At 73.4% G+C, this 14243-nt stretch carries 11 protein-coding genes and 1 pseudogene; 8 read left to right on the plus strand and 4 right to left on the minus strand.

From position 1 onward, the window contains the following. The first annotated feature begins 88 nt into the window (after nucleotides 1-88). The 7 genes from hppD to ACYVPE_RS36370 all read left to right on the plus strand — a co-directional run bounded on the left by hppD (nucleotide 89) and on the right by ACYVPE_RS36370 (nucleotide 9682). Nucleotides 89-1294, plus strand: coding sequence for a 4-hydroxyphenylpyruvate dioxygenase (hppD, locus tag ACYVPE_RS36340; protein ID WP_461038096.1), 1206 nt, complete (start codon nucleotides 89-91; stop codon nucleotides 1292-1294). Between the two features lie 104 nt (nucleotides 1295-1398). After that, nucleotides 1399-2589 (plus strand): fumarylacetoacetase, encoded by a 1191-nt coding sequence (gene fahA / locus ACYVPE_RS36345; protein WP_461038097.1) that lies wholly within the window; start codon nucleotides 1399-1401, stop codon nucleotides 2587-2589. Nucleotides 2590-2905: 316 nt separating this feature from the next. Beyond that, entirely contained in the window at nucleotides 2906-4207 is a 1302-nt protein-coding gene (locus ACYVPE_RS36350) for an APC family permease (RefSeq protein ID WP_461038098.1), read from the plus strand. A 222-nt stretch (nucleotides 4208-4429) separates the two neighbouring features. Continuing rightward, nucleotides 4430-5758: an ABC transporter substrate-binding protein gene (locus tag ACYVPE_RS36355; RefSeq protein ID WP_461038099.1), complete on the plus strand. Its 1329-nt coding sequence runs from the start codon at nucleotides 4430-4432 to the stop codon at nucleotides 5756-5758. Continuing rightward, complete coding sequence (locus ACYVPE_RS36360; RefSeq protein WP_461038100.1) at nucleotides 5755-6714, plus strand: carbohydrate ABC transporter permease; 960 nt, start codon at nucleotides 5755-5757, stop codon at nucleotides 6712-6714. The genes ACYVPE_RS36355 and ACYVPE_RS36360 overlap by 4 nt, the downstream gene beginning before the upstream one ends. Beyond that, nucleotides 6711-7577 (plus strand): carbohydrate ABC transporter permease, encoded by an 867-nt coding sequence (locus ACYVPE_RS36365; RefSeq protein WP_461038101.1) that lies wholly within the window; start codon nucleotides 6711-6713, stop codon nucleotides 7575-7577. The genes ACYVPE_RS36360 and ACYVPE_RS36365 overlap by 4 nt, the downstream gene beginning before the upstream one ends. A 47-nt stretch (nucleotides 7578-7624) precedes the next feature. Continuing rightward, nucleotides 7625-9682, plus strand: a complete 2058-nt coding sequence (locus tag ACYVPE_RS36370) for a beta-galactosidase (RefSeq protein ID WP_461038102.1) — start codon at nucleotides 7625-7627, stop codon at nucleotides 9680-9682. 517 nt (nucleotides 9683-10199) lie between these two features. Here the strand turns inward: ACYVPE_RS36370 and ACYVPE_RS36375 are convergent. Then, a complete protein-coding gene (locus ACYVPE_RS36375; RefSeq protein WP_461038103.1) occupies nucleotides 10200-10886 on the minus strand; it encodes a TetR/AcrR family transcriptional regulator in 687 nt (228 codons plus the stop codon). A 109-nt stretch (nucleotides 10887-10995) separates the two neighbouring features. Here ACYVPE_RS36375 and ACYVPE_RS36380 point away from each other — a divergent pair, with 109 nt between their 5' ends. After that, on the plus strand, nucleotides 10996-12129 hold the full coding sequence (locus ACYVPE_RS36380) for an FAD-dependent oxidoreductase (RefSeq protein ID WP_461038104.1): 1134 nt from the start codon (nucleotides 10996-10998) through the stop codon (nucleotides 12127-12129). Nucleotides 12130-12219: 90 nt separating this feature from the next. On the opposite strand, the pseudogene ACYVPE_RS36385 reads toward ACYVPE_RS36380, so the two are convergent. The 3 genes and pseudogenes from ACYVPE_RS36385 to ACYVPE_RS36395 form a co-directional block, all read right to left on the minus strand. Beyond that, nucleotides 12220-12527, minus strand: a pseudogene (locus tag ACYVPE_RS36385) (Tn3 family transposase); the annotation flags it as partial. Nucleotides 12528-12553: 26 nt separating this feature from the next. Further along, entirely contained in the window at nucleotides 12554-13339 is a 786-nt protein-coding gene (locus ACYVPE_RS36390) for a glucosamine-6-phosphate deaminase (RefSeq protein ID WP_461038105.1), read from the minus strand. Between the two features lie 31 nt (nucleotides 13340-13370). Next, nucleotides 13371-14243, minus strand: an 873-nt coding sequence (locus ACYVPE_RS36395; RefSeq protein WP_461038106.1) for a heterodisulfide reductase-related iron-sulfur binding cluster, incomplete at its 5' end; no start/stop codon positions are given.

The following is a 14243-nucleotide window of genomic DNA, read 5'->3' on the forward strand; positions in this document are numbered from 1 at the left end:
CAAACGGCTCGCACTACTGGCCATGCACCCACCGGGACCGAGAGGTCACAACCCTACCCGTGAGGGCTGCAGAAGGGATGGTCCCCTAATGAGCACCGATGACACCCTCACCAGCCAGGAACGGCTGGCCGATCTCGACCGCGACCAGCTGCGGCAGCTGGTCGGCCTGGTGGAGTACGACGCGGCGAGCGACCCGTTCCCGCTGACCGGGTGGGACGCCGTGGTGTGGGCGGTGGGCAACGCCACCCAGGCCGCCCTCTTCCACCAGCTGGTCCTCGGCATGGAGCTGGTCGCCTACTCGGGCCCCGAGACCGGAAACCGCGACCACCACGCCTACGTGCTCCGCTCCGGCGCGGTCCGCTTCGTGCTCAAGGGCGGCGTCGACCCGGCCGGGCCGCTGCTCGACCACCACCGCCGGCACGGCGACGGCGTGGTCGACGTCGCGCTGGAGGTGCCGGACGTCGACCGCTGCGTGGCGCACGCCAGGGCCCAGGGCGCGACGGTCCTCGAGGAGCCGTACGAGCTGACCGACGAGCACGGCACCGTCCGGCTGGCCGCCATCGCCGCGTACGGCGAGACCCGGCACACCCTGGTCGACCGCTCCCACTACACCGGCCCCTACCTCCCCGGCTACGTGGCCCGCGCCGGCACCCGGGTGCGCGAGGCCGACGAGCCCCGGCGGCTCTTCCAGGCCCTCGACCACGTGGTGGGCAACGTGGAGCTGGGCCGGATGGACGAGTGGGTGGACTTCTACCGGCGCGTCATGGGCTTCACCAACATGGCCGAGTTCGTCGGCGAGGACATCGCCACCGACTACTCCGCGCTGATGAGCAAGGTGGTGGCCAGCGGCAACCACCGGGTCAAGTTCCCGCTGAACGAGCCGGCGCTGGGCAGGAAGCGCTCGCAGATCGACGAGTACCTGGACTTCTACACGAGCCCCGGCGTGCAGCACCTCGCGCTGGCCACCAATGACATCCTGACCACCGTGGACACCCTCAGGGCCAGGGGCGTCGAGTTCCTGGCCACCCCCGACTCCTACTACTCCGACCCCGAGCTTCGCGCCCGCATCGGCGAGGTCCGGGTGCCGATCGAGGAGCTGCGGTCCCGGGGCATCCTGGTCGACCGCGACGAGGACGGCTATCTGCTGCAGATCTTCACCAAGCCGCTCGGCGACCGGCCCACCCTGTTCTTCGAGTTCATCGAGCGGCACGGCTCGCTCGGCTTCGGCATCGGCAACTTCAAGGCGCTCTTCGAGGCCATCGAGCGCGAGCAGGCTAAGCGGGGCAACTTCTGAACGGGCGGCGGGCGACGGCGACCCCGGGCACGGCGGCGACGGCGACGGCGACCCCGGGCACGGCCGCGGCGACGGCGACGGCGACGGCGACGGCCTGGCCTGACGTGGATCCGGGGCATCCCTTCGGCCCGAACACCCTGCCCTACGGCAGCTTCACCGGGCCGGGATCGCCGGACCCCCGCGTCGGGGTGGCGATCGGCGACCTGGTGCTCGACCTGACGGCGGCCGCCCGGGTCCTGCTGCCGGCGGACGCGGGCCTGTTCGCCGCCGGCACCCTGGATCCGCTGCTCGCCGCCGGGCCCGCGGCCTGGGCCCGGGTCCGCGCCCGGGTGTCGGAGTGGCTGACCGACGAGCGGCACCGGCCGGCGCTCGAACCGCTGCTGGTGCCGGCCGAGTTCACCACGCCCCGGCTGCCGTTCACCGTCGCCGACTACACCGACTTCTACGCCAGCGAGGAGCACGCCACCAACCTGGGCCGGATCCTCCGCCCCGACGACGCCGCGCTCACCCCCAACTGGAAGCACCTGCCCATCGGTTACCACGGCCGCGCCGGCACGGTAGTGGTCTCCGGCACGCCGGTCGTCCGGCCGAGCGGGCAACGCCGGGCCCCGGACGGCGGGATCGTCCTCGGCCCGACCGCCCGGCTCGACTTCGAGGCCGAGGTCGGCTTCGTGGTGGGCGCGCCGTCCGTCGGCGGCCGGCCGGTGCCGCTGGCCGAGGCCGACCGGCACATCTTCGGCGTCTGCCTGGTCAACGACTGGTCGGCCAGGGACATCCAGGCCTTCGAGTACGTGCCGCTCGGCCCGTTCCTCGGCAAGTCCTTCGCCACCTCGGTCTCGCCGTGGATCGTGCCGCTGGCGGCGCTGCGCCACGCGCGGGTCGCGCCGCCGCCGCGCGACCCGCGGCCGCTCCCCTACCTCGACGACGCCGGGGCCGAGCCCTGGGGGCTCGACCTGGCCCTGACCGTGACGCTCAACGGGCACCCGATCTCCCACCCGCCGTTCGCCGGCGTCTACTGGACGGCGGCCCAGCAGCTGGCGCACCTCACCGTCAACGGCGCGCCGCTGCGCACCGGCGACCTGTTCGCCTCGGGCACCGTCAGCGGCCCCCGCCGGGACCAGCGCGGCTCGCTGATCGAGCTCGCCTGGAACGGCGCCGAGCCGCTGACGCTGCCCGACGGCTCCGAGCGTGCCTTCCTGCGGGACGGCGACGAGGTGGTGATCAGCGGCACCGCGCCGGGCCCGGGCGGCGTCCGGATCGGGCTCGGCGAGGTGCGGGGCCGGGTGTCGGCCTGAGCGCTCCGCTGGAAGTGCCGCGATGGGCCGTCGATCGCCTGCGGGACCGTCGTGGCTGGTCGCGCCCGCGCTGCGAAGCCTCCCCCAGACTCCGTCTGGGTGGGGTGCCCCCCTGCACGGAGTGCTTGGTGGAGTGCCCCCTACACGACACTGCCCCGCGCCCCTTCAGGTGCGCGGCCGAACGGCACCTGCGCCCATCGAGGTCCGTGGGGGCTGCTGTGGCCGGCCTAGGGTCGTCCGGGATCATGTCCCGGACGACTGACGACTGACGACTGACGACGGACGACCGCACGGCGACGCCGGAGAGGCACGGGCCATGAGCGAACCACGGGGCGGAACCGAGCCTCGGGGCGGGACCGAGCCTCGGCTGCGGCGGGAGCTCGGCCTCTTCGACGCGGTGATGGTCGGGCTCGGCTCGATGATCGGCGCGGGCGTCTTCACGGCGCTGGCGCCGGCCGCCAGGGCGGCCGACGCCGCCCTGCCGCTCGCGCTAACGCTCGCCGCGTTCGTCGCCTACTGCAACGCCACCTCCTCGGCCCGGCTCGCGGCGCGCTACCCCGCGTCGGGCGGCACCTACGTCTACGGCCGGGAGCGGCTCGGCGACTTCTGGGGCTACCTCGCCGGCTGGGGCTTCGTGGTGGGCAAGACGGCGTCCTGCGCGGCGATGGCGCTGACGGTCGGCGCCTACGCCTGGCCCGACCAGGCGCACGCGGTGGCGGTCGCCGCGGTGGTGGCGCTCACCGCCGTGAACTACGGCGGGGTGCGGAAGTCCGCGCTGCTGACCCGGGTGATCGTGGCCGTGGTGCTCGCGGTGCTGGCCGCCGTGGTGGTGGCCGCCGTCACCTCGGACCGGGCGACCGCCGACCGGCTGGACGTCGGCGCCGACCTCTCGGCCGCCGGGGTCGGCGGGGTGCTCACGGCGGCCGGGCTGCTGTTCTTCGCGTTCGCCGGCTACGCGCGGATCGCCACCCTGGGCGAGGAGGTGCGCGACCCGGCGCGCACCATCCCGCGGGCGGTCCCGCTGGCCCTCGGCATCGCGCTCGTGGTGTACGCGGCGGTGGCGGTCGCCACCCTGGCGGTGCTCGGCGCCGGCGGTCTCGCCGACGCGAGCGCCCCGCTCGCGGAGGCGGTGCGCGCCGCCGGGGTGCCGGAGTTGGGGCCCGTGGTGCGGGTCGGGGCCGTGGTCGCCGCGCTCGGCTCGCTGCTCGCGCTGATCCTCGGAGTCTCGCGGACCACCCTCGCCATGGCCCGCGACCGCCACCTGCCGCACGCGCTGGCCGCGGTCCACCCGCGCTTCGGGGTGCCGCACCGGGCCGAGTTGGCGGTCGGCGCGGTGGCGGCGGTGGCCGCGGCGACGCTCGACGTGCGGGGCGCGATCGGCTTCTCGTCGTTCGCGGTGCTGGTCTACTACGCCATCGCCAACGCCAGCGCCTGGACGCTCCGTTCGGCCGAGGGTCGCCGGCGCCGGATCGTCCCCGCGCTCGGCCTGGCGGGCTGCCTGGTCCTGGCCTTCGCGCTGCCGCTGGCCTCGGTGGTCGCCGGCGCCGCGGTGCTCGCGGCCGGCACGGCCGGCTACGCGGTCCGCCGCCGCGTCGCCCGCCGTGCCACCCGCCGCTGACCAGGAAACTGTTCAGCCGACTTCCGGAAACTCGCGGGCCGCGCACGGCCGTTCGCGCCCCCGGCCTTGAAACGAATCACGCGCGAAGGGTTGACGAAGACCGAGGCCACGGCCACGCTGATCACCGCTGCACCCCAGAAATGTTTTCCGGAACAGTTTCGGGGCCCGGAAGGAACTCTGGGGTCACCGCGCTTCACGTCGGTCCGCTGACCGGAGGACGCCGTGCCCAGCCCACCGCCTTTCTCCCCATCCCGACGACGCACCCTCGCCCTGCTCCTCGCGCTCGCCTCGGCCGGCGCGGCGGGGACCACCGCCTGCTCCAGGGCCGGATCCGACCGCTCCGGATCCGGCGCGACCACGCTCGAGTTCTGGGCCTGGGCCGACATCGGCCAGGCCGTGGACCTGTGGAACAGCACCCACCCCGACGTCCACGTCGAACTCTCCGCGCCCGCCGGCGGGGCGAGCATCTTCCAGCGCCTCTCCTCCGCCATCGCGGCCGGCAGCGGCGCGCCCGACCTGGTGCAGGTCGACTACAACAACCTGACCACGCTGGCCGTCGCCGGCTACCTGAAGGACATCACCGCCCAGGCCGCCGCCCTGGAGCCCGAGTTCGTGCCGTCCGCCTGGCGGCAGGTCCTCATCGACGGCCGGGTCTGGGCCGTCCCCCAGGACATCGGCCCGATGGCGATGTACTACCGGCAGGACGTCTTCGCGGCGCACGGCCTCACCCCGCCCCGCACCTGGGACGAGTTCCGCGACACCGCGGCCCGGCTCCGCGCCGCTGACGACTCGCGCTATCTGACGGCCTATCCGGCCGGCGACACCTTCTGGTTCGCCTCGCTGGCCGCGGCCCGCGGCGCCCAGTGGTTCACCACCGAGGGCGACAGTTGGCACGTCGACATCGACGGCGCGCCGTCCCGCGAGACCGCCGACTTCTGGACCGAGCTGCTCGCCGACGACCTGGTGACCACCAGCCAGCACTGGAACCCGGCCTGGCACGCCGCCCTCCAGGACGGCACGCTCGCCACCTGGCTCGGCCCCGCCTGGGGTGCCGGCACCCTCACCTCCTACCCGCCCACCTCCCCCGAGGGCGTCTGGCGGGTCGCGCCGCTGCCCAGCGTGGCCGCCGACCGGCCGTCGTCCGGCTACTGGGGCGGCTCCTCGACCGCCGTCCTGGCCGGCAGCGAACACGTCGACGCCGCCGTCGAGTTCGCCGCCTGGCTGAACACCGACCCGGACGCCGCCGACCTGCTCGTCGACCCCGAGCACTCGGCGCTCTTCCCCGCCTCGCTCAGCGGCCAGGCGCGCCCGGCCGTCTCCCGGCCGCACGAGGCGATCGGCGGGCGGCCGATCGACGACGTCTTCCGGGCGGCGGCCGACCACACCAACGTCATGACCTGGGGTCCCACGATGGACCAGGTCCGCGACGACTTCACCGACGCCGTGGCCGCCGCGCTCGGCGACGGCCGTCCGCTGCGCGACGCGCTGGCGACCGCCCAGGGCACCACGGTGGCCGCCCTGGCGCAGAAGGGGCTGAGCGTGACGGCATGAGCATCGCGACCACCCGAACCGGCGCCACCACCCCCGCCACCACGGCCCGGCGGCGGCGGGCCAGGCCAGGCCGGCTCGGCCGGCAGACCCGCCACGGCTGGGCGTTCCTGGCCCCTTTCCTGGGGCTCTTCCTGCTCTTCGAGGCGATCCCGATCGGCTACGCGCTGGTGCAGAGCCTGCGCGAGAAGCAGTGGTCGGGCCTCGGCCTGGACGGACCGGTCGAGCGGTTCGCCGGCCTCGCCAACTACCGCCGGGTGCTGGAGGACGGCGAGGTCATCGACGGCGTGCTGCGGATGTTCCTCTACGGCCTCGTGCAGGTCCCGGTGATGCTGCTGCTCGCGCTCGCCATGGCCCTGCTGTTCGACGCCGGGGTCGCCCGCGGCCGCCGCTTCTTCCAGTTCTCCGCGTTCCTGCCGCACGCGGTCCCGGGGATCGTCGCCGCGGTGCTCTGGGCCTACCTGTACGTGCCGGGGATCAGCCCGGTGGTGAGCCTGCTCCAGGACGTGAACATCGAGGTGGACTTCCTCGGCCCCGACACCGTGCTGTGGTCCATCGCCAACATCGCCACCTGGCAGTGGACGGGCTACAACATGCTGATCATCTTCGCCGCGCTCCAGGCGCTGCCGCGCGAGCTGTTCGAGGCGGCCCGGGTGGACGGGGCGGGCGGCTGGGGCATCGCGTGGCGGATCAAGATCCCGCTGGTGCGCCCCTCCCTGGTGCTCACCGCGCTGTTCTCCGTGATCGGCACCCTCCAGCTGTTCGCCGAGCCGATGGTGGTGCGCTCGCTGACCGCCAACGTCACCGCCACCTACACCCCCAACATGGCTGGTTACGCCCAGGCGTTCGGCCTCAACGACCCCAACTACGCGGCGGCCATCGCCGTCAGCCTGGCCATCGTCGCCTTCGCGCTCAGCTACGGCCTGATGCGCGCCGCCCAGCGGGGGGTGGACTCGTGAACCCGACCGCGTCCCGCCGGGTGTTCCCGGCCGGCCTCGCGCTGCTCTTCCTGCTGGCGCTGACGGTCTACTTCCTGTTCCCGCTGAGCTGGCTGGTGGTCTCGTCCACCAAGACCACGGCCGAGCTGGGCTCGACCAACGGCTTCTGGTTCGCGGACGCCGGCTTCGTCGGCGGATTCGTGGACAACCTCCGCACCCTGTTCGCCGAGGACGACGGGCGGTTCACCCGCTGGCTGTTCAACTCCGCGGTCTACGCGGGGCTCGGCGCCCTCGGCTCGACGGTGATCGCCGCCTTCGCGGGGTACGCGCTGGCCGTCTTCCGCTTCCGGGGCCGGGACGCCGTCTTCGCCGGGATCCTCGGCGGCGTGCTGATCCCTGGCACGGTGCTGGCGCTGCCGCTGTTCCTGCTGATGAGCAACCTGAACCTGACCGACACCTACCTGGCGGTCCTGCTGCCGGTGCTGGCCAACCCGTTCGGCGTCTACCTCTGCCGGGTCTACAGCGCGGCGGCGGTGCCGGACGAGGTGGTCGAGGCGGCCCGCATCGACGGCGCCGGCGAGCTGCGGATCTTCCTCACCATCGCCTCCCGGATGCTGAGCCCGGCGCTGGTGACGGTCTACCTGTTCGCCTTCGTGTCCATCTGGAACAACTTCTTCCTGCCGCTGGTGATGCTGACAGACCGCGATCTGTGGCCGGTCACCCTCGGCCTCTACGGGTGGCAGCAACAGGCCATGGCCACACCCGAGTTCACCATGCTGGTGATCGCCGGCTCGCTCGTCTCCACGGTGCCGCTGCTGGTGGTCTTCTTCGCCATGCAGCGCTACTGGCGGGCCGGACTGACCGTCGGCGCACTCAAGGGCTGAGCGCGCCGGGATCCGACAGCGCACCCACATCCGTGGAAAGGAACGTCATGACACCCCCCGACCCGGCCGGCTCCCGCGACCGGATGCGGCGGCTGCGCGCCCGCCTCGGCACCCTCGCCTACGGCGGCGACTACAACCCCGAGCAGTGGCCCGAGGAGACCTGGCTCGAGGACCTGCGGCTGATGCGCGAGGCCGGGGTCAACCTGGTCAGCGTCGGCGTCTTCTCCTGGGGCCGGCTCGAACCCCGCCCGGGCGTGCACCACTTCGGCTGGCTCGACCGGCTCCTCGACCTGCTCGCCGAGCACGGCGTCGGCGCCAACCTGGCGACGCCCACCGCGGCGCCGCCGGCCTGGCTCGCGCACGAGCACCCCGAGACGCTGCCGGTGGACGCCGAGGGGCGCCGGGTCGCGTTCGGCGCCCGTCAACACTACTGCCCGTCCTCGCCGGTGTTCCGGCACCACGCCGCGGACATCACGGAGCGGCTCGCCGAGCGCTACGCGGGGCATCCGGCGCTGGCCATGTGGCACATCGGCAACGAGTACCCGGGGCTCGCCTACTGCCACTGCGAGGTGTCGGCCGCCCACTTCCGGCGCTGGCTGGCCGAGCGCTACGGCACCGTGGACGCCCTCAACGCGGCCTGGGGCACCGCGTTCTGGGGCCAGCACTACGACAGCTTCGACTGGATCGAGCCCCCGAGGGGCCGGCTGCTCGGCGGCCCCAACCCGGGCCACCACCTGGACTTCGTCAGGTTCTCGGGCGACGAGTCGCTCGCCTGCTTCACCGCCGAACGCGACATCGTGCGCCGCCACACCCCTGACATCCCGGTGGCGACCAACTTCATGGGCGGTTTCAAGCAGCTCGACTACTGGCGTTGGGCCGCCGAGGAGGACGTGGTGGCCCTCGACATCTACCCCAACTCGTGGGACCAGGAGGGCCAGGTCTTCGCCGCCTACAACTTCGACCTGATGCGGTCGCTGCGCGGCGGCGAGCCCTGGCTGCTGATGGAGTCGGCCACCGGACCCAACGTGCAGCGGCGCCGCAACTCGGCACGCCCGGCCGGCCAGTTGCGACCCCGTTCGCTCCAGGCGGTGGCCAGGGGCGCCGACTCGGTGATGTTCTTCCAGTGGCGGGAGTCCCGGGTGGGCGCCGAGCGGTACCACTCGGCGATGCTGCCGCACGGCGGCACCCGCACCCGGGTCTGGCGCGAGGTGCGGGAGTTGGGCGGCGAGCTGCCGCGGCTCGCCGGCCTGGCGGGCGGCCGGGTGGCGGCCGAGACGGCGGTGGTGTGGGACTGGGACGCCTGGTGGGCCGTCGAACTGCCTGGCCACCCCTCGGTGGACCTGGACTTCAGGGCGCGGGTGTTGGAGCACTACCGGCCACTGTGGCACGCCAACGTGCCGGTGGACTTCGTCCCGCCTGGCGCCGACCTGAGCGGCTACCGGCTCGTCGTGGTGCCCAGCCTCTACCTGGTGGACGACGCGGGCGCGAAGAACCTGACGGAGTTCGTGCGGGACGGCGGCCACCTCGTCATGTCGTACTTCAGCGGCATCGCGGACGAGCACGACCGGGTCAGGGCCGGCGGCCATCCGGGCGCCTTCCGGGAGGTGCTGGGCCTGCTGGTCGAGGAGTTCAGCCCGCTGCAACCCGACGAGACGCGCGGCCTTGAGCACGCGGGCCGGGTCGGGGTGGCGGGCGAGTGGCAGGACGTGATCCTGCTGGACGGCGCCGAGGCGATCGCCGCGTACACCGAGGGCGAGTACCGGGGCCGGCCGGCCGTCACCCGGCACCGCTTCGGCGCCGGCACCGCCACCTATCTGGGCACCTCCCCCGACCCGGACACCATGGGCGCGCTGCTGCTCGACGCGGTCCGGCAGGCCGGCGTGACCCCGGTGCTGGAGACCCCGGACGGGGTGGAGGCGGTCAGGCGGTGCGCCGAGGACGGCACCGACCACCTGTTCCTGCTCAACCACACCGACCGGCCACGGGAGGTGGCGCTGCCGCCGGTCGCCGGCCCCGACCTGCTGGGCGGCGCGCCGCCGGACGGCGGGGTGCTGCGGCTCGACCCGTACCGGGTGGCGGTGTTCCCGGAGCCGACGTCCCGTTAGCCGACGTCCCGTTAGCGGTCGCCCACGCCCAGGGCGGCGGCCGTTTGTCATGGGAGCTCGGCCCAGGCCCCCATCGTGGCCTCCAGCGGCCTCGGGGAACATCGGTACAGCGGTTGGCTCTGAGAACGATCACGGTCCGATCGGCGCGAGAGTGCTGACGCGGTTCTCGTACTCACGGCGGGCCTTGCGCTGGGCCGGAACAGCAGGGACGCCCTGGTCGCCGTCGAGCGGGCTGGCAGCGGGCGAGGAGCCGGTGGTGCACGGCGGTGACGCGCAGGGGGTAGCCCTGGCCTCGCCGTAGGGTCACCCCCCTGGTCGAGCGCCGCCCGCTCGGCGGGCTCCAGGTCGGCCGCGCGAAGGAAGTCGGCGACCTCGCCCGGCATGTCGAGGGTGACCGGCGGCTCCGGGGCCGGGACGTCCTCCTGCCCGATGGCGGTGTGGTCGGGCACGAGGTCTACGACGGCCGTGCGGATCGCGCCGCGGCCGGCGCAGCGAGGACAGCGCGCGTCCTGGTCTTCTAGCGCAGGGTTGAGATACCGGCGAGGAAGATGTCGACCCCGACGAGGAACTGCTCGCGGTCGTCGTGCTCGCCCAGTTGAGTCGCCGCCGCGTGCACGAACGGGTACCGGCCGGGATCGATCTGCGCCCACTGCGTGGCGGTGTTCTCCAGGAAGGTCTCTCGGTCCGTGTCGCCGCCTGCGCGGAGCCGTGCGTTCGCGGCGTTCTGCGCGGCGACGCCGAGGATATAGTTCACGAGCGTGCCGGCAGCGTCGAAGCGCGCTTTCTCTGGAACGTCGAGGGCGTCCAGCAGGCGGCCGGTGTTCTCGAAGAAGTCCAGCAGCGCGGGCCGCCACGGTTGGCGGGAGAGTTCTGCCCCTACCCAGGGGTGGGCATCGATCGCATCGAATAGGCCGAGGGCGAGGCGGCGCAGAGCGCTGCGCGGGTCCGCATCGGCGACCGCGCCGGACAGCACGCCGGTGATGATGTCGTCTGCGGCCGTCGCGAGCAGATCGCTCCTGTCCGCGACGTGGTGGTAGATCGCTCCGTAGCCGGTGCTCAGGCGCACGGTGAGCGCGCGCAGCGTCAGCGCCTTCTCGCCACCGCTGTCCAGGATCTCGATCGCGGTCTGGGTGATCAGCTCCCTCGACAGGCCGTCCGTCCGCCGCGGAGCTCGCGCGGCCCCCTTCGCTGTTCTCTTCGCCATGGCCTCAGCATCGCACGGATGGAGCGTCGATCCAACTTCGTGTTAGCGTCATTGGAGTGGCGATCCAATTCGCCTCGAAGTACCACCTCACAAGGCTAGGGAAGAAATCATGACGACACCTGTCACGATCATCGGAGCAGGTCTGGGCGGCCTGACACTGGCCCGCGTACTGCACGTGCACGGCGTCCCGGCCACGGTCTACGAGACGGAGTCCGCACCGAACGCCCGCCGTCAGGGCGGGCTGCTCGACCTTCACCCCCACAGCGGGCAGGCCGCTCTGGAAGCGGCCGGCCAGATCGAGGAGTTCCGCAAGCTGATCCTGCCGGGCCGCGAGGCGTATCGGGTCATGGACCAGGCGGGGAACGTGCTGCTCGACCTGCCAGACGACGGAACCGGCGAACGCCCGGAGGCACCGCGCGGCAAACTGCGGCAGATGCTGCTCGACTCCCTGCCCACCGGCACCGTCCGCTGGGGCCACAAGGTCACCGCGGTGGCGGCCCTCGGCGAGGGCCGCCACCAGGTGGACTTCGCCGACGACACCACCGTTGTCACGGACCTGCTCATCGGTGCCGACGGCGCTTGGTCGCGCGTACGACCGCTGCTCTCCGAGGCCGCTCCGGAGTACTTCGGCGTCTGCAGCGTGGAGACGTTCCTCTTCGACGCGGGAACCCGCCATCCCGCCTCCGCGGAGGCGGTCGGGGCCGGATCGCTGTTCGCGCTCGCACCGGGGAGGGGACTGCTGGCCCACCGCGAGGGCGGTGGGACCCTGCACACCTACGCGCAGGTGAGGAAGCCCCAGGACTGGTTCGCCGGCATTGATACCACCGATGCCGCAGCACTCACCGCACGGGTCGCGAAGGAGTTCGACGGCTGGGCCCCCGAACTCACCGCCCTGATCACCGACAGCGACACCCCGCCGGCCCTGCGCCCCATCTTCACACTGCCGGCCGGGCACCGCTGGGACCGCGTACCGGGAGTGACCCTGCTCGGCGATGCCGCCCACCTCCGGGCGCCGAACGGCGAAGGCGCCAACTTGGCCATGCAGGACGGCGCTGAACTCGGCCAGGCCCTCGCCGCGCACCCCGGCGATGTGGAGGCCGCCCTCGCCGCGCACGAACACGCCATGTTCGCCCGCGCCGCCGCCGTGGAAGCGGACGACGACGGCTTCTACACGATCATGATCGACGGCCATGCGCCCCACAGCCTGGTCGCCCTGATGACCGGCGCCGAACAGGACGCGTGATTCTCACCTCGGCGCGCAGCGACAGGCACCCCGACGCCGCTCGACGACCCGCGGCCCGGACCGCGGGCATCGGCTCAGTCCTCGTGGCCGGGTGAGCTGGCGGTTCATCTGACGGCGGTAGGTGTCGTCGACCGGGTCGACCACGCGGAGCAGGCGCTCGGTCCTGGCGATGCGCCCTTACTCGGCGCATGCCTGCCCCAGCGGAGGGCGGGGCGCCCCTCGCGGCCGACCATCCGCAGCAGGTCGTACGGGCGGACCTGGTTGGTGACCAGAGAACCGGGGGCCTTGAGCACGTCCGGCCAGTGCGTGATCACCCTGTTCAGGTTCACGCGGTGGCGGGCCGGGTCCTCCAGCACCCCGTACGTTCCGGTCTCCACCCCGGGCATGGTCGCGCGCCAGCTTCCGGCCCGAGTCGCCCCCTCCGCTAGATCCCCTGCCAGGCCGGCTTGTTGTCCCAGGCATGCCGGTAGTAGTCCAGGTTGGCGAGCCGGCCGGCCGCCGCCTCGTCGACGATGACGGTGGCGTGCGGGTGGAGCTGGATGGCCGAGGCGGGGTGGCCGGCGGTGAGCGGGCCCTCGACGGCGGCGGCGACGGCCGGCGCCTTGGCCGCGCCGAAGGCCAGCAACAGGAGGTGCCGGGCGCGCAGGATGGTGCCGAGGCCCTGGGTGACACAGTGCACCGGCACCTCGTCAGGCGTCTCGAAGAAGCGGGCGTTGTCGCGGCGGGTGCGTTCGGTGAGGGTCTTGACGCGGGTGCGGGACGCGAACGAGGAGCCGGGCTCGTTGAAGCCGAGGTGCCCGTCGGTACCGACGCCGAGCAGTTGGACGTCGACGCCGCCGGCGGCCTCGATGGCCCGCTCGTACTCCTCGCCCGCGGTCCTCGCCAGCTCCGGGTCGCCCTCGGGCACGTGGACCAGCCGCGGGTCGAGGCCGAGGGGTTCGGTGACCTCGCGGGCGATGAAGGACCGGTAGCTCTGCGGGTGTCCAGGCGGCAGGCCGACGTACTCGTCGAGGGCGAAGGCCCGCACCCGGCCGACGTCGACGCGGTCGCGGGCGATCCGGGCGGCGAGGGCCCGGTAGACGGGCAGCGGGGTGGAGCCGGTGGCAAGGCCGAGCACGGCGTCGGGTCTTGCCGTGACGGCGGCCAGGATGGTGTCGGCCGCGAGCTCGCCGCCGGCGGCGGCGTCGGGCACGACGACGACCTCTGTCATGTGGTTCAGTCCCTGGGTTTCTACGGGCGGTTCAACGGGTCGGGCGGGTGGCGCGGGCCAGGAGTTCGAGCAGGTGCCGGTAGTCGTGTCCGGTGGCGCGGCTCATGCCCAGCTCGCAGGTGCGGTTGGCGGAGGCGTGGGCGGCGAAGTCGCGGCCGGCGAGTTCGGCGGCCTCGGGGGCGGTGGCGGCGGCGGTCAGCTCCGGGTGCAGCAGGCCGCGGTCGCCGGCGAAGGCGCAGCAGCCCCAGTCGGTCGGCACGTGGACGTCGTCGGCGATCCGGCGGGCGACGGCGGCCAGGGCGTCGTCGATGCCGAGCCTGGCGGTGGAGCAGGTGGGGTGCAGGGCGAGGGAGGGCAGCGGGGCGGTGACGGTGAGCCGGTCGAGCAGCGTCTCGTGGACGAACGCGACGGCGTCCACCACCCGCACCGGGCCCGGCAGTTCGTCGAGCAGCCCGGCCAGGCCCTCGGTGCAGGAGGCGGCGTCGCTGACCACGGGCAGCTCGCCCTGGCGCGTGGCGGCCCAGAGCGCGGGGCGCACCAGCTCGGCCATCCGCCGGTGGCCGCGTTCGTGGCCCTTGGACTTCCAGGGCGTGCCGCAGCACATGGCGTCGACGCCCTCGGGCACGGTGACCTGGACGCCGGCCCGGTCGCAGAGTTCGAGGAAGGCGGCGGTGACCCCGTCGCCGCCGTCGCCGTCGCCCGGGCCGAACACGGCGCCGGTGCAGGACGGCAGGTAGACGGCGGCCGGCCGCTCGGCGGGGCGTGGCCGCCGCCGGTCACCGCCGCCCGGCAGCCCCGGGTGGTAGGCGGGCATGGTGTCGGCGCCGAGCAGGGCCCGGCCGGCTCCGGTGGCGGCGGTGGCCAGCGGGGTCGGCAGAAGTCGGAGGCCAAGCGGTCTTAGGAA

Source organism: Streptomyces mayteni (assembly GCF_054783955.1).